The 15,608-nt window shown below is 49.1% G+C and carries 17 protein-coding genes, 3 tRNA genes and 1 other RNA gene; 17 read left to right on the top strand and 4 right to left on the bottom strand.

Features of this window, described 5'->3' with window-relative positions:
- Positions 1–136 precede the first annotated feature (136 nt).
- Positions 137–937 carry a DUF1189 domain-containing protein gene (locus G477_RS0103180; RefSeq protein ID WP_026696711.1) on the bottom strand — a complete coding sequence of 267 codons (801 nt, stop codon included), beginning with the start codon at positions 935–937 and terminating at the stop codon, positions 137–139.
- Between the two features lie 233 nt (positions 938–1,170).
- On the opposite strand from G477_RS0103180, the gene G477_RS0103175 reads away from it, so the two are divergent.
- The 8 genes from G477_RS0103175 to G477_RS0103145 all read left to right on the top strand — a co-directional run bounded on the left by G477_RS0103175 (position 1,171) and on the right by G477_RS0103145 (position 6,890).
- Positions 1,171–2,769 (top strand): Na/Pi cotransporter family protein, encoded by a 1,599-nt coding sequence (locus G477_RS0103175; protein ID WP_051287640.1) that lies wholly within the window; start codon positions 1,171–1,173, stop codon positions 2,767–2,769.
- Between the two features lie 330 nt (positions 2,770–3,099).
- Positions 3,100–3,176 (top strand) — tRNA-Met (locus G477_RS0103170).
- Positions 3,177–3,193: 17 nt separating this feature from the next.
- Positions 3,194–3,270, top strand: a tRNA-Ile gene (locus G477_RS0103165).
- Between the two features lie 5 nt (positions 3,271–3,275).
- A tRNA-Ser gene (locus G477_RS0103160) sits at positions 3,276–3,368 on the top strand.
- Positions 3,369–3,443: 75 nt separating this feature from the next.
- Positions 3,444–3,785: an iron-sulfur cluster biosynthesis family protein gene (locus tag G477_RS0103155; RefSeq protein WP_026696709.1), complete on the top strand. Its 342-nt coding sequence runs from the start codon at positions 3,444–3,446 to the stop codon at positions 3,783–3,785.
- 99 nt (positions 3,786–3,884) lie between these two features.
- Entirely contained in the window at positions 3,885–4,493 is a 609-nt protein-coding gene (locus tag G477_RS0103150) for a superoxide dismutase (protein WP_026696708.1), read from the top strand.
- A gap of 73 nt (positions 4,494–4,566) precedes the next feature.
- Positions 4,567–4,757: non-coding RNA, 6S RNA (gene ssrS / locus G477_RS20850), on the top strand.
- 78 nt (positions 4,758–4,835) lie between these two features.
- On the top strand, positions 4,836–6,890 hold the full coding sequence (locus tag G477_RS0103145; RefSeq protein WP_245575368.1) for a peptidoglycan D,D-transpeptidase FtsI family protein: 2,055 nt from the start codon (positions 4,836–4,838) through the stop codon (positions 6,888–6,890).
- A 652-nt stretch (positions 6,891–7,542) separates the two neighbouring features.
- Here G477_RS0103145 and rpmG read toward each other — a convergent pair.
- On the bottom strand, positions 7,543–7,692 hold the full coding sequence (gene rpmG, locus G477_RS0103140) for a 50S ribosomal protein L33 (RefSeq protein ID WP_026696706.1): 150 nt from the start codon (positions 7,690–7,692) through the stop codon (positions 7,543–7,545).
- Positions 7,693–7,920: 228 nt separating this feature from the next.
- Here rpmG and G477_RS18555 point away from each other — a divergent pair, with 228 nt between their 5' ends.
- Positions 7,921–8,238 (top strand): hypothetical protein, encoded by a 318-nt coding sequence (locus tag G477_RS18555; RefSeq protein ID WP_035211055.1) that lies wholly within the window; start codon positions 7,921–7,923, stop codon positions 8,236–8,238.
- 110 nt (positions 8,239–8,348) lie between these two features.
- Positions 8,349–8,846 (top strand): endolytic transglycosylase MltG, encoded by a 498-nt coding sequence (locus G477_RS0103130; protein ID WP_026696705.1) that lies wholly within the window; start codon positions 8,349–8,351, stop codon positions 8,844–8,846.
- A 214-nt stretch (positions 8,847–9,060) separates the two neighbouring features.
- Here G477_RS0103130 and G477_RS0103125 read toward each other — a convergent pair whose 3' ends face one another.
- On the bottom strand, positions 9,061–9,420 hold the full coding sequence (locus tag G477_RS0103125; protein ID WP_026696704.1) for a hypothetical protein: 360 nt from the start codon (positions 9,418–9,420) through the stop codon (positions 9,061–9,063).
- A gap of 321 nt (positions 9,421–9,741) precedes the next feature.
- Here G477_RS0103125 and G477_RS0103120 point away from each other — a divergent pair, with 321 nt between their 5' ends.
- The 5 genes from G477_RS0103120 (at position 9,742) to G477_RS18550 (ending at position 13,830) form a co-directional block, all read left to right on the top strand.
- On the top strand, positions 9,742–10,293 hold the full coding sequence (locus tag G477_RS0103120; RefSeq protein WP_026696703.1) for a 5-formyltetrahydrofolate cyclo-ligase: 552 nt from the start codon (positions 9,742–9,744) through the stop codon (positions 10,291–10,293).
- Positions 10,290–11,054 carry a DUF92 domain-containing protein gene (locus G477_RS0103115; protein ID WP_026696702.1) on the top strand — a complete coding sequence of 255 codons (765 nt, stop codon included), beginning with the start codon at positions 10,290–10,292 and terminating at the stop codon, positions 11,052–11,054. Before G477_RS0103120 ends, G477_RS0103115 begins: the two co-directional genes overlap by 4 nt.
- Before the next feature lie 73 nt (positions 11,055–11,127).
- Positions 11,128–12,084, top strand: coding sequence for an L-lactate dehydrogenase (locus G477_RS0103110; RefSeq protein ID WP_026696701.1), 957 nt, complete (start codon positions 11,128–11,130; stop codon positions 12,082–12,084).
- Between the two features lie 120 nt (positions 12,085–12,204).
- Positions 12,205–12,660, top strand: coding sequence for a hypothetical protein (locus tag G477_RS20420; RefSeq protein WP_156897270.1), 456 nt, complete (start codon positions 12,205–12,207; stop codon positions 12,658–12,660).
- On the top strand, positions 12,661–13,830 hold the full coding sequence (locus G477_RS18550; protein ID WP_051287634.1) for a rhomboid family intramembrane serine protease: 1,170 nt from the start codon (positions 12,661–12,663) through the stop codon (positions 13,828–13,830).
- Here the strand turns inward: G477_RS18550 and G477_RS0103095 are convergent.
- Positions 13,827–14,222, bottom strand: a complete 396-nt coding sequence (locus G477_RS0103095) for a YueI family protein (protein ID WP_026696699.1) — start codon at positions 14,220–14,222, stop codon at positions 13,827–13,829. The two genes, G477_RS18550 and G477_RS0103095, sit on opposite strands and share 4 nt — an antisense overlap.
- Positions 14,223–14,418: 196 nt before the next feature.
- Between G477_RS0103095 and G477_RS0103090 the strand changes: the two genes are divergently transcribed.
- Positions 14,419–14,607, top strand: a complete 189-nt coding sequence (locus G477_RS0103090) for a YqgQ family protein (RefSeq protein ID WP_026696698.1) — start codon at positions 14,419–14,421, stop codon at positions 14,605–14,607.
- A gap of 28 nt (positions 14,608–14,635) precedes the next feature.
- Positions 14,636–15,604, top strand: coding sequence for an ROK family glucokinase (locus tag G477_RS0103085; RefSeq protein ID WP_026696697.1), 969 nt, complete (start codon positions 14,636–14,638; stop codon positions 15,602–15,604).
- Positions 15,605–15,608: the final 4 nt, after the last annotated feature.

Here is a 15,608-nt window from a genome sequence, read left to right as displayed (position 1 = left end):
ACCGATCATTCATAATCAGCATGTCACGCTAAAAAAAGACCATCTTACATACAGAAGACCCTCACCAAGAAAATGGGAAGGGTCTTCTGTATTGTTACTGGTTGTTAACGGCCGTATTAAAGCCTGTTCCTCCTGATTATGTCGAAGTGGAAGGTTCGCTCGGTTGAGACTCGTCACTGTTATCCGCTGACGGTACATGCTTCATAACGAGGTTCAGCATCACGACAGCAATAATCCAGTAAAAGGCGAACTGGAAAGGGAAAATAATCCCGAATGCTTCCAGTGCCGCAAACAGTAACGTAGGCATCGTTACTGTGAAAGCAGAAAGGACGAAGCAGTCCCGGTACCTCAAGTGAGGAGCACGGCTCCGTTTCATCAAGAGCGCAATCAACGACAGAAAGAGGACGCCGATAAATTTCGACCCAGTGTTGAATAAGTAAATAAGCAGGGCAGCTCCGGCAGCCAATAATCCGGAAAGACCGTCAATGGTCAGGTAAAACGATTCAATCTCTTCTTTGCTTACATCCAACCCGAATTCCTGATAGCCCAGCTGATCAGCGATCCCACCAACAGAAAAAACAGCGTTCCTCTCCAGCAGCGCGATGACATCGCCTTTACCGTCGAGATCTCCAACCGATGTTTCTCCTGTATCATCGACGACAATGGTCATCCCGTCAATCTCTTCCCGCATCGGTTCATCCAGTCCTGACTCCAATGTCCCGTCTTCGATTGTAAAGTCAGGCATTTCGTCCAGATAGTCTCCTCCGGAATCGATCAGGCTGTTAATTAGAAAGATGGTCGTAATAATAACTGGCAGGGTGGCAATCAGCATCAAGAGGAAGATGTAAAGGACGGCCTTACCAGGATGTGTCTGACGGAAGCCGGCAATCGCCTCCGGTGAATAAATGCTTTTTACTAGTTTTTGAAAAATATTCATCGTCTGACTCCTAACATGGATAATTTCTCTGCATAGCTTAGTTTACCTGTTTAGTTCATGATGCACAAATCGAAATTCATTCATAAAAACTACAATCTTAATATAATCTTTACAAAGCATTAATGAATAATTAACAATCTGCACGTAGGATGAGGGCTGGTTTAGTTTGTTGACTTTATTTACGTACAGGGGGATGCTTTGTGGAGGAACTGGGTCTGCAGGAAATATTATTTATGTTTTTTGGTGGTCTCGCCATTTTCTTATTCGGCATTAAATATATGGGAGACGGCCTGCAGAAAGTAGCCGGGGACAAACTCCGAGATATGCTCGACAAGTTTACGAGTAATCCGGTGATGGGTGTTATCACTGGTATAACCGTAACCGTGGCACTGCAGACGAGTACGGGTACTACGGTACTCGCCATAGGTCTTGTTAACGCCGGCTTTATGAGTCTGAGGCAGGCGATTGGTGTTATCATGGGGGCGAACATTGGGACCACCGTTACTGCGTTCATCATCGGCTTGAACATTGCTGATTACGCGCTGCCGATCCTCGCTGTCGGTACCCTTCTTATCTTCTTTTTCAAAAACAAGAAAGCCAATAATTTTGGCCAGGTGTTTTTCGGGTTCGGTGCTTTGTTTTATGGACTGAACCTGATGGGAGACGGTCTCCGCCCGATTCGAGAAGTGGAAGCTTTTGCTGATTTGACCGTAAGTATGAGTCAAAACCCAATGCTGGGCGTTCTGATCGGAACCATTTTTACGGTCAGTGTGCAGAGTTCTACGGCGGCAATTGGACTGCTGCAGCAGCTTTTCGCCGAAGGAGCGATTGGTATTGACGCAGCTCTGCCTGTTTTGTTTGGTGACAATATCGGTACAACGATTACTGCAGTATTGGCTTCGCTTGGTGCTTCTCTTGCAGCCAAAAGAGCAGCGTTGACGCACGTCATCTTTAATGTTGTCGGAACGGTGCTTGTTCTGATCATTATTCAACCGTACATCTCCTTTATCGTTTTTCTGCAGGACGCACTGGAATTGAATGCTAGAATGACAATCGCCTGGGCACACGGTATTTTTAACGTGTCCAACGTGCTCATTCAGCTGCCGTTTGTCGGAGTGCTGGCCTTTATTGTGACGAAATTACTGCCAGGTAGAGAAACGGTTATTGAATACAAGGCGCAGCATCTGGACCCGACGCTAATCACGCAGTCATCCTCGATTGCCTTAACCCAGGCGAAGAGAGAAACGCTGAGAATGGGAGAGCTGTCTGTGCAGGGTCTCCATGAATCTGCGCAATTTGTCCGGACAAATCAGAATCGCCACGCGGAGCTGGCGAATCAATTTGAAGATGCAATCAATAATTTAGACAAAAAAATCACGGAGTATTTAACGAAAATTTCAACGAACTCGTTGTCCGCCAACGACTCCCGGCTTCATTCTATGCTGATGGATACGGTCCGGGATATCGAGCGGGTCGGGGATCATATGGAAAATATTGTGGAGCTGAAGGAATACCAGATTACGAATAAAGTAAAACTATCGGAATCGGCAGTGGAGGATCTCGAACAGATGTTTACATTGACTATTTCGACACTGGAAGAGGCGATGGAGGCACTGGATCACGATGATAACGAAAAGGCTCGTTCCGCCATTTTGAAAGAAGAAGAAATTGATAAAATGGAGCGCCAGCTGCGTAAGAAGCATATCCGCCGCTTGAACGACGGGCTCTGTGATGGATCCGCCGGGATTGTCTTTGTGGATATGATCAGCAATCTGGAACGAATCGGCGACCATAGTGTTAACATTGCGGAGGCGGTGACAGAGGAGACGTAACCCTGGTCTCGCAGAACAGGGATGCTACGTTTCTAAAAGAAGAATGAGCTCGACCCTTCGACATCTCTCGGTACAGGCCATGCTGCATAAAAGGCGTCCCACTTCTTTGTCTTTCTGTAGGAGAGGAAGGATAGGCCGGTTCTACATCCCTGCAGAGGCAACGCACGTGTTTGCTTCTGCAGGGGTGTCGTTTTATATAGGAGGGTCCAGCACTGCCTGCATAATCAGTTGAATGAAATAACCTGGATATGTGCCTGTGAGACCAAAGACGGGATGAAAAAGATATTGACGCTCAATTTTCAAGCGTGGTATGATACTATTTGTCTGCATGGCGGTGTAGCTCAGCTGGCTAGAGCGTACGGTTCATACCCGTGAGGTCGGGGGTTCGATTCCCTCCGCCGCTACCATTCATACATACTGATCAGGACCCTTAGCTCAGTTGGTCAGAGCAGACGGCTCATAACCGTCCGGTCGCAGGTTCGAGTCCTGCAGGGTCCACCAGTTCAGGAGGAGTACCCAAGTCCGGCTGAAGGGGTCGGTCTCGAAAACCGATAGGGGCTTCACGGCCCGCGGGGGTTCGAATCCCCCCTCCTCCGCCAGACCTATTAATAAAAACCCGGACATTTTGTCCGGGTTTTTGTGTATATCCGCAGCCTGGGTGAGAGGAGCCGATCATGGAACGTATAGAGATAGAGGAAGCGGCAGCGATCAAACTAGAACGTACGCGCAGCGGCTCAGAAGTCATTTATTTTTTCTATGATACAAGAAAGACTGGATGCAGTACTGACGGAGTGATCCGTTTATTCTTAGTAGAGGAGAAGGACGTTCCTTCTACCTCTCTTCACGTCAGTTCAGAAAGAATATTTGGTGTTTATGCGGACCGGAGGCTCGCGTGGCGGACGGAATCATTCATGAAATTAAAACTCGAATCAGACGGGGAAACGTATCGTTTGTATTCCGACAGTGAAGTGTACGAAATCCACCTTCGTTTAAAAAGACCAGAATTTGAGGTTTAAAATTTGATGGGAAGTGGAAAATTTGGTAATGTGAACGTTGCAGGTGTTCGTATAGAGAATACTCTCATACTGCAGTTATCTTAAAGGAGGAGATTCACAATGGCATTTACACTACCAGATCTACCTTATGATCACAACGCACTGGAACCTCATATCGATGAGGAGACAATGAAGATTCACCATGGTAAACATCACAACACGTATGTCACAAAGCTGAATGACGCTCTGGAAGGACATGACGATCTGCAGAATAAGAGTCTGGAAGACCTGCTTTCCGACTTGAGTGCGCTTCCTGAAAGTGTACGCGGGCCAGTTCGAAACAACGGCGGCGGACATTTCAACCACACAATGTTCTGGCAGCTGATGTCTCCGAACGGAGGCGGCGCGCCGCAGGGTGAGCTTGCGGATGCGATCAACAGCGAATTCGGAAGCTTTGACAAGTTCAAAGAAGAATTCAAAAATGCTGCTCTTGGAAGATTCGGTTCCGGATGGGCATGGCTCGTCGTAAACAACGGCAAGCTTGAGATTACAAGCACACCAAATCAGGATACACCGATCAGTGAAGGTAAAACGCCAATCCTTGGTGTAGACGTATGGGAGCATGCGTATTACCTGAAGTATCAGAACAAGCGTCCAGATTATGTTGAAGCGTTCTTTAACGTGATCAACTGGGATGAAGTAGCGAAGCGTTACAACGCTGCCAAATAATTTTCACTTTCCGACCCTGGCACAGCATTGCCAGGGTCGAGTTATGTATTGTATAATAAGAATTAAGTTAAAACGTTGCCTGCGGTGCTGGTGTACTTCGAGTTTAATTCGAACCGAACACCAATTCACTTGGGAGCCTTACATTGAACGGATGACAGCATGCCCGGATTTATTTCCGGGAAGCTGGAGGCTGTTCTGCAGGCACCCACCTGCCTTAGGCGGGTTCGTGAAAATCTGGAAGAAAACCGCACGCGCGGGCAGTCAAGAGGGTGTCCCGGGAACGATTCCCGGGACACCCTCTTGCAGAGATTAAAAAACAGCGTAAGGCTGTAGAGGTGTTATATGATGGCAGTGAAATCGAAAGACTATAAATCGCATCTTTCATTAAGGCTCAACGTGCTCTTTTTTTTAGTTTTCCTTTTATTTTCAGCCCTTATTCTGAGGCTCGGCGTCGTTCAGATCGTGCAGGGGGAAGAATTTCAGGAGCAGGTGGATGAGGAGGTCAGCGTCAGTGAGCCGGTCGAGGCCCCCCGGGGCATGATGTATGACCGGCACGGAAACCTGCTTGTAGGAAATGAACTGATGCTGACGGTGACCTATACAAACCGGAACCGCCCGCAGGAACAGCTGCTGGAGACAGCGGAGGATCTGAATGCGTTTATTACTTTGGACACAGAAGACGCAAGGGACCAGTATGAACGGGATCGTCGTGAGTTCTGGGCTTTATTAAATGAAGAGGAATTTGAAGAGAAACTCACACTCGAAGAACAGGAAGAACAGGGGCTGGGTGACGGAGAAGCCCACCAGATCAGAATTGAAGCTGTAACGGACGAAGAGTTGAATTCCCTGACGGATGATGACCTGGAAGTATTCATGATCTGGAGGGAGTTTAACAGCGGATATAACGACGTACCGCACAAGGTACTCCGGGACATAGAGTATGAAGAAGCTGCACAGATCATGGAGCACATGGAAGATCTTCCTGGTGTCGATGTCATCCGCGATTCGATGCGTACTTATACTTATGGAGAAGAATTAAGCTCTATTTTCGGCAGGGTCGGATCCATTCCGAGAGATGACCTGGACAGCTATCTCGCGTCGGGCTATGAGCGGAATGATGAAGTCGGTCAGAGCTATCTTGAAGCTGAATACGAAGATATTCTACGCGGCAGACCGGGATCGATGGAAAACTTCTTGGACGACGAAGGGAACCCGATCCGGGCACCGGAATCTACTGAAGGCAGCCGCGGCAGCGATTTGATGCTGACCTTTGATATGGAGCTTTATCAGCGTATCTCAGAGATTATCGATACAACGTTGGAGCAGCGCAGTCATCATTTTGTCGGAGATGCCGATGCCTATGTAGTTATGAAAGAACCGGACACTGGTGAAGTGCTTGCTTTAGCAGGTGGTAATAATGATATTGGTACTTTCGCTTCTGCTTTTGTTGCCGGTTCCTCTATCAAAGGGGCTACGGTCCTTGCAGGATATGATACCGGCGTACTGCCGCCGGGATCGGTTATTTATGACCGACCGATTGAATTCCCCGGATCAAGGCCAGTCAGCTCGGTATCCAACCTTGGATACGTCGATGATCTTACTGCGTTGGAGCGGTCATCAAACATCTATATGGTTGAAGTTGCGATGCGGCTGATCGATTATGTGCCTGGCGTTTCCGGTACAAACTGGGGAGATTTCGGCCAGGGGTACGACATTCTGCGTTCCTATTACCAAAGATTCGGTCTTGGTGTTCCTACCGGAATCGATCTTCCAAACGAGTTCAGCGGGATCGACGGAGGACGCAGAGATCCAGGGAACATGCTTTTCCTTTCTTTCGGGCAGTTTGATACGTACACACCACTGCAGCTCGCGCAGTACGTGTCTACGATCGCCAATGGAGGCAGCCGAGTCGAACCGAAAGTTGTCCGGGAAATCCGGGAGCCGTATAACGAACCAGGGGAAATCGGAGCTGTATCCCATCAATTTGAGCCAAGGATGTTAAATTCCATTGATGTGGACGACAATTACTTCTCCCGCATTCAGGAAGGTTTTTACCGGGTGATACATGGCTCTGACGGTACCGCTAGAGCTTATTTCCAAGATGTTCCTGTAGATGTTGCCGGGAAAACTGGAACTGCCCAGATTACCGTCAACGAACCGAACGATGCCAATAACCAGACGTTTGTTGGTTACGCGCCATATGACGAGCCGGAAATTGCTTTCTCTGTGGTGGTTCCCGGTGCATCTACAGACTCTGACGCATCCGGAATCGCGAACTCCATCGCTGAACAGTCGGTGGAAGCGTACTATGAGCTTCAGGAGGATCGAGAAGGACCTCAGGAGCCGTCTGACGGACCAGTATTGGATGAAGACCTGGATGATGATCCGGAAGAGTAGTAATAAGCTGCCTGTCCCTCGTTCGTCTAGGCGGAGATAGAAGCAGAGACAGAACCAGACGCATACAAAAAAAGCTCAACCTAGATAAAGCAGGCGTCCGCGGGGCCGATTCTTCTTCCTTTCATTTTGGAAAAGAGGGATGGAGCCCATGCGGAGTGCCTGCTTTTTCATGTGTTAAGATTATATACGTTTTCATACGGGGGTGCGGCGGCTTCATGCGCTGCACGGGAAGAAACAAAAGCGTCTTCTTCCCTCAAAAGGCTTGCAGCGCTTCCGCACGCCGTTTCGATCAAAAGGCGCTCGGCGCTTTTGTTCCAAGTATAAGAAAGCATAAGTTTTCATACAGGGGGACGGCGGCTTCATGCGCTGCACGGGAAGAAACAAAAGCGTCTTCTTCCCTCAAAAGGCTTGCAGCGCTTCCGCACGCCGTTTCGATCAAAAGGCGCTCCGCGCGTTTGTTCCTGTGATAAGAAGATATTTGTTTAATCGAGGGAGACAGCGTCGTGGGCCGCTGGGGAAGAAAGTAGAACTTGTTCCTCCCTCAACAAGACGGCGAAATCTTTTCGAATTGGTTGCTGCCGGCGTGTTTGAGTGGGGGAGAAAAGCATAAAAAAACCGGTTTTCCCATGGGAGAACCGGTTTTCTTACCTGCTTATTTTGTTTCGCGGTGCAGCGTATGACGGCCGAGACGCGGGCTGAATTTTTTCAGCTCCATACGATCAGGGTTCGTACGCTTATTTTTGGTTGTGATATAGTTACGATCACCAGTTTCTGTGCAGGCAAGCGTTACTTGTACTCGCATGTTTACCCCTCCAAACTCTTAATTCTCATACCTTAAAATAATAGCAGATACTGAAAAGATATTCAAGGATATCTGTAAAGGAAATTTCCTTTCAACCTTAAAAGAAGGCGGACAGTGGGGATCGCTTTTAAAACAGAGGTTTGTTAAACTAACACAGGAACTGTTTTCATAACATCAACAGGTGAGAAGTGCGGGTTATTTTCACTATAGGAAGAAGAGGGGACGACGATGATAGAATGGGCGATGATTACTCTGCTGGCAGCAGCTGTGCTGCTGTTTGTTTTTTCCTTTTTCAGTAGAGACCGATACAAGACGCTCGCTGAAGAAGCGGAAGAACGAGAGATGCGGCTGCTTCAGGAACTGTACATAGTAAAGAAAAGAATAGAAGTGCTTGAAAAGCAAAGCCAGAGCGGGCTTCGGATGTACACGAGAGATGACCTGCTGGAAATGCAGGAGGAAGGCAGCAGTCTGAGTGACATGAAGCTAGAGACGGGGCTGTCGGAAGAGCAGATTGAAGCGCTGCTTGATGGCAAAGGATCGTCGTGATACGGTCTGTGACTGCAAGAGAAATGCTTAAGAGCTGATTCAGAGAGAGGGGGAAGGCGGAACACCCGCAGCATCATGGTCGCATCCAGGCGGGTTGAAGCTGAAACACAATGAAGAGACAACTGCAGGGGGCAGCAGCTGGCTGCCTTTTCAGCGGGGCGGTGCTCGCGGCACTTTATGTCAGCGGTTTGATGTCAGCGGAAGAAGAAAGTGGAGGAGACGGACAAACAGACGAAACAGACGTGATTACCGTCGACGAACATGCAAGCATCATCGAGGATTTAGAAAACGATATAGAACGTCTCTCTCAAGAGCTGACAGCAGCGGAAGCGGAGGAACCTGCTTCCTCGACAGCGGATCCTGAGGAGCAGCAGGAGAACGAGGAGAGAGAAGAGGAACTGATTTACGTCTCTCTGTTGGAAATCGAATCAGGAATGACCTCGGAGGATGTTGTGAGAGAGCTGGCCCGACAGAACATCATTGACAGCCGCAACGCGTTTACGGAAGCGCTGCGGGACTCAGGCAGCGAAAATGAAATTCAAACCGGAACATATGAGGTACGAAGTGATATGACAGAGGACGAGATTATGGATCTGATCGTACGTTGAAGAGAAAACAGCTTCTGAAGTAAGAACAGATACTGTTCGCTCGGCGGACTCGAAAGCTCTGTTACTCCTATAAAAGCCGCGCCGGTGTGATCGGCGCGGCTTTTATAGGCTTTATCGATTATCAGGAAGCTGATAGAAATCGCTCTCGTATTCCTGCTGCAGGCAGAAAGAGGGCAGATGCGTGTGCTATTGGAGGATCCTGAATCAGCAAGAATCAGTTTTCATCATCTTCATTCTCGTTGTTTTCTTCATTTTCCTCGTCATTGTCATCATTGTTATTCTCACTGCTGTCTTCGGCATCGTTGTTTTCAGCATCGTCGTCTTCGTTGTTGCTGCCATCGTTGTTCTGATTGTTTTCTTCGTTGTTTTCGGCATTGTCATCTTCTTCTTCGTCTTCTTCATTTTCGAGGTTCTCGGTGAAATCATCTGCATCGTTGATGTTGTTCTCATCGGCTTCCGGGGCATTCGAATTGGAAATATTTTCAGGATCTACCGTGTTGACGTTGTTGTCATTCCCGCATGCCGTCATCACCGCAAGGGCTGTAATAAATGTCAATGTCGCTGCTTTTTTCATGGGAGAACACCTCTCTTTCATGTTAATTCGTTTATGTATAGCCTTTTCTCTAATACACTGGAACTTAAACCTCTAAATAACGCAGCAGTGACGAGAAGCTCGGCAAAGAGTGTGTGCCGCCCGGGTTCCTCTGAGTCGATGCGGGAAATGAACAAAATAAAAAGTGCTGCTATTGGTGCGCAGGAGAAAGTTTCGATATGATAGAAGAAACATTTTAACATAACACGAAACTAGGCAGACCGTCTCATGTACCCGCGGACGCAGCATACAACCGGCTTCTTCGCTGCAAGTAGAACTTGATTGATATTGGAGAGATGACGTGTGGATAAAAAAGGACTTAGAAAAACGATTCTTGCTGAGTTGGATCAGATGGAGGAATCGGTGAAATTGAGGGAGGAATCTATTGTGCTGGAGACGCTTCTGCAAATGGACACCTGGAAGCAGGCACAGCACCCGGCCTTGACCATTGCCGTTGGTGGAGAGTTTCCTACGGAGCCTTTGTTTGAAGCTGCATGGGAAGAGGGGAAAATCCCTTCAGCCCCAGTAGTCATTCAAGAAACGAAAGAAATGGCATTCTATGAAGTGAAGAGCTGGGATGACTGCAGGCCGGCGGCGTTCGGTCTTGTAGAACCGGATCCGGAAAAATGTCGGCGTATCCGTTCGGAAGACCTTGATTTTATTCTCGTACCCGGCGTGGCATTTGATCGACGTCATTACCGCATTGGATACGGCGGGGGTTACTATGACCGCTTTCTGGCTGTATCTTCCGCCCCTTCATGTGCTGTGTTTTACAGCTGCCAGCTGATTGATGAAGTACCTGATGAGGCACATGACCAGCGGGTAGATTATATGATTGGCGTGCCGCTCCTGTGATTTATCTCTTTGTCCTCCTCGTTGTCGGTGCTGCATGGTGGAAGCAGTCATTGTCGTTAAGTGGAGCAGCAGCAGCATTCGCCGTCGGTGGGATAACTGCTGCAGCCTTTGGCACTGCAGGGCTGGTAGTATTAGGGGCTTTTTTTGTTTCCTCCGTCGTCCTTGATAAGCTTCTGGCCAAAGAAGAAGAAGATGTAGAAGAAAAAGGATCTCGCCGGGACGCGGTGCAGGTAGCTGCGAACGGAGGGGTGCCCGCGGCTGCAGCGGCATACTATCTGGTCTTCCCGGAAACGGCGGCGGTCTTTGTTTTCGCTGGCGCTTTTGCAGCTGCAACGGCTGATACGTGGGCATCCTCGATCGGGCGGGCTGCGGGTGGAATCCCGGTACACGTATTTTCGAGAAAGCCACTGACGCCTGGAATTTCAGGAGGTGTATCCAGAGCTGGCACCGCTGCTGCCTGGGGTGGCGCACTGTTTACAACTTCGGCTGCGGTGATTGTTCTGCCGGAGCTGCAGCTCGTGCATCTGCTTATTCTTGCAGCGGCAGCTTTTGCCGGACAGTGGATCGATGCAGCCGCCGGTGCGCTCTTTCAGTCCTGCGGTGCATGCCGGGTCTGTGGACAAATGACGGAAAAAAAAGAGCACTGCGGAGCAAAGCCGGAACATGTAAAAGGATGGAGATGGGTGCAGAACGACGTTGTGAACGCCGTTTCCAATCTGCTCGCCGGACTGATCGCGGCTTCCGCATTTTTTTACTTTTAGCATGACAACAGCACGGTCCATCATGTATAATTAATGTGAAGTTATTCACAAATAAAATGGAGGTTGATGATGCATGGCTTTTAACAAACGTCCATCCCGAGTTGTTGTCATAGGCACCGGGTATGTTGGTTCCAGTTACGCTTTCTCCATGATTAACCAGAACATTACCGACGAGCTGGTGCTTATTGATTTGAATGAAGAAAAAACGAAAGGGGATGTTATGGATTTGAATCACGGGGTTCCGTTCGGCTCCCCGACGAAAATATGGGCCGGTACGTACCGTGATTGTGCAGAAGCAGATATTATTGTTATTACTGCCGGTGCCAATCAGGGGCCTGGAGAGACGCGTCTCGATTTGATAGGTAAAAACGCATCGATCTTCAAAGGTATTGTTGACAGCGTCATGGACTCTGGCTTCGATGGCATATTCATCATAGCAACGAATCCAGTCGACGTGCTTTCTTATGCGGTTTGGAAGTTTTCCGGACTGCCGATGGAACGGGTGATTGGTTCCGGTACGATCCTCGATACGGCCAGATTCCGCTTTCTCCTCGGAGAGTATTTCGAACTGGATGTACGGAATGTTCACGGATATATTATGGGTGAGCACGGGGATACCGAACTCCCAGTCTGGAGTCAGACCCGGATTGGATCGGAGCATATTGACAGGTACATGGATAAATATAAACCTGATGGAACGAAGGAAGATCTGGATGAGCTGTTCATTCAGGTGAGGGATGCTGCCTATCACATCATTGAGCGTAAGGGAGCAACGCACTATGCAATTGCGATGGGGCTTGCCCGCCTGACGAAAACCATCCTCCGTAATGAGCATTCGATTCTTACAGTGTCGACACTGCTTCAAGGGGAATATGGAATGGAAGATCTTTATATCGGGGTGCCGGCAGTTGTAAGCAGACAGGGCATTGAACGGATCGTAGAGATTGATTTGAACGAAAAAGAGAAAGAGCAGTTCGCTCATTCTACCGGAGTGCTCAAGGAAGCAATGAAGCCGGTATTTGAGGTATAATAGACAAAAGATGCATGAAAACGCTCATGGAGATTCCGTGGGCGTTTTCATTTCCGCTTATAACGATCTCTGACCTCTGTTTTTTTACGAGAGGCTTAGGGTACGGTACATAAGGAGGCGTTGGAAAGGACGCAGGGGGGTGACAAAGTGAACGATGCCTATGCAGAGCTCAGGTATTGGGAATTGATTTATCATTTAGTGAAAAGAGAGCAGATGCAGATTGTGCACATGAATGAGGATGGACCGATTATCTGGCTGGAAGATAACCGCGGAAAGAAGACCCAGCTCCTCCGGTTTCATTTGAAAAGTTATGACTGGAGCCGGGAACTGCGGACAGATATTGAACGTGCCTACAAAGCTTCAGACAGGGTTCGAAAAAAATTGAATCTCCGGAAGGCGAATGTTGTTAATGTCGTTACGGCTCCGTATACACCGGTGGACAGCTACGAATCGGATGTATCAAGAGCACTGCCCTTCACTGCTGGAGGACAGCGCCAGTTCAGGACGGTTGTACTTCCATTAAAAGAACTGGAGAGCGTCCTTTTTCCTCTGGCAACAGAGTGGAAGCTGCAGTAAATGCCCCCGTTCACCCCTGATTTTCAGCTGGAAGGGGAAGGGCAGACAGAGCAGTTCCGGGATACGGTACGGCACATGGTTCGACGAGAATATCACCGTCAGCAGAAAGAAGATCAGGCGGCATTTTTGTTCGGAAAGCCGGTGTTGACGCTTGTGCTCTTGTCTGTCATTCTCGCGGTTTTTGCGTTGATGGAGCTGCGCGGCAGTTCCATGGCAACAACGACTCTGGTGGAGATGGGGGCCAAATTCGATCCGCTTATCCTGGAGGGGGAATGGTGGCGTTTTTTCTCCAGTATGTTTCTGCACATCGGTTTCTTTCATTTATTCATGAACTCTCTGGCCCTCTATTTCCTGGGGACGGCAGTCGAGAGAATTTTCGGTTCGTTACGGTTTCTCTGGATTTATGCCGCGGCCGGCTTGTCAGGATCAATTGCCAGTTTCGTTTTTAACGACAATATTTCCGCAGGAGCGAGCGGGGCTATTTTCGGCTTGTTCGGCGCTCTGCTTTACTTTGGGCTGATCAAACGCCGGTTGTTTTTCCGTACGTTCGGTATGAGTGTTGTTATCATTTTAATCATCAATTTAACCTTTGGCTTTCTAGTTCCGATGGTGGACAACGGGGCCCACATAGGTGGACTCGCGGGCGGCTTTGCGGCCGCAGCTGCAGCGGGACTTCCCGGTCGTGGGGTGCATGTCAGTCAGCCGTTGTCTTTAGCCGTAGGTCTGGCCGCGGGGCTCTTCCTATGGAATATCGGATTCTCTCAGGAAGTCGAAGGCGGACAGCTGCAGGCGGTTTACTATGAACTGGGGAGAGAGTCTGCGGAGGCTGGCAGAGCAGAGGCAGCGGAACGATACCTGCAGCAGGTGCTGGACATGCCTTCTGATGGGGAAGGGCCGATTCCCCAGGATATGCTTGAATCTAATGCCTACTTTCTGCTCGCCTCGCTGGAGATAGATCAGGAAAATCTGGATAACGCTTCAGAACTGCTTGACGCGGCAGTCAGTATCAGAGACGATTTTCACGAAGCCTACTACAACCTCGCTGTAATCGCCTACGAACAGGGAGACATGGACGAAGCTGAAAGGTATATCGAAGAAGCGCTCCGCTTGGAGACGGATGAACAGTATGAAGAGCTTCAAGACGATATTGAAGCACAGCAGGCATCTTAGCCGCTGTGCTCCATGTCGTGCTTGAATATGTCGTCCTCAATAAACTTCTCCTGCTCAAATACGGGCTTATCGGATGCCAGAACGAGTCCTACCGGCGTATCGCCGGCTTCCGCGTGAATGGTGAATGGCACCCCGTGTTTCGTCGCTTCCTTTACGTAGTTGTTGTAAGATTGATAGGGAAGCCGGCCGTTGATGTAGAGGTGGAGCTGGGTGTCTTTCATTTTATGGACAACTTCTTCATACATGCCTTTTTTGTAGACCTGGCCGTTGGTCAGAGCAATTTTCACTCTTTCAGCAAAGTTGCCGAGAAATACTCGTTTCTCATCTGCCTTCAGCTCCGGCTTTCCTAAAATTCCTTCCTTCAGCACTTTATTTACTTGATCATCACCCATCGTGTATGCTCCTTTCTATTATGACGGCATCCATGAATGCCAGTTCTGTTTCAAATGACTATGTGAATTACTGAACAATATAATGATACCATGTCTGACCGGCATTTGCAACGCATTGTCTCATTTTCTGAGGCGCAAAACAGTGCTCTCTGCTATAATAGAAGGCGGTTAATGAAAGAAAGGGGTAAAAGATTCCATGACGTATCTGGAGCTGCTGCAGCATTTGAAATCCTATCAGGCTGTTATCTATACTGGCAATAAGGAAGCAGACTTGGATTTGATTCAGGAAGAACTGGACGAACAGCGAAGGCTCGGGCTGATCGACAGTACTTTTTACGCGGATGCCAGAATAGTGATACACCAGGAGCGGCAGAAACTTACATAAATCGAAGACGAGGAAAGGGGATGTTACGATGACACAATCTGTGATTGCTGCAGCGGATGTCGGAGGAACGACAGTGAAGCTGGCATTTGTTACAGTTGAAGGAGATATCATCGACAAATGGGAAATCAACACGAATCAGGCAGAGAAGGGGCGCTACATTATGGCTGAAACAGCTGATGCCCTGCTGCATCGTGCGGCTCAGCTTGATCTGGATATTGAAGCTGCCGGCGTCGGCGCGCCTGGATTTATTGACGTGGAACGCGGATATATCTACGAAGCTGTGAATGTCGGGTGGAAGGACTACCCTCTTGCTGATGAGCTTTCCGCCCTTCTGCAGGTACCTGTTCGGACAGATAATGATGCCAACCTGGCAGCGGCCGGGGAGAAGTGGAAAGGTGCAGGGGACGGAGCCGATAATATGCTGGCTGTCACGCTCGGCACGGGTGTAGGCGGAGGCATCATTTCCGATGGACGTATCGTTCACGGTGTAAGTGGAATGGCGGGCGAAATCGGCCATATTACGGCAGTGCGGGACGACGGATTCCTCTGCAACTGTGGAAAAACCGGCTGCCTGGAAACCGTGAGCTCGGCGACAGGCATCGCCCGGCTCGGTTCGGAAGCAGCGAAGAGAAGAGAGTCCGACCATCTGCATCAGATACTGCAGCACCATGGAGCAGTTACTGCCAAAGACGTACTTGAGGGAGCTGCAGCCGGAGACGAGGGAGCCCTTCGTGTGCTGCGTACTTCGCTGGACCACCTTGGATTTGCTCTCGCTAACCTGTGCAACTCATTAAATCCATCGACGATCGTTCTTGGCGGCGGCGTTTCCAAAGCCGGGGATTTTTTGATCACGGAACTCAGGCCGTTTTTTGATGCCTATGCGATCCCGAAAATCGCTGAAGACACGCATATGCGCATTGCAGCACTCGGCAATGACGCCGGTGTTTTAGGAGCGGCATGGATCGCCAAAGACCTTGCTTCTGTAAAGGAGACCTGACTGT

Source organism: Alkalicoccus chagannorensis DSM 18086 (genome assembly GCF_000429725.1).
GTDB lineage: Bacteria > Bacillota > Bacilli > Bacillales > Salisediminibacteriaceae > Alkalicoccus > Alkalicoccus chagannorensis.
The sequence above is the reverse complement of the archived record's forward strand: the minus strand, read 5'-3'. Positions and strand labels throughout refer to the sequence as shown.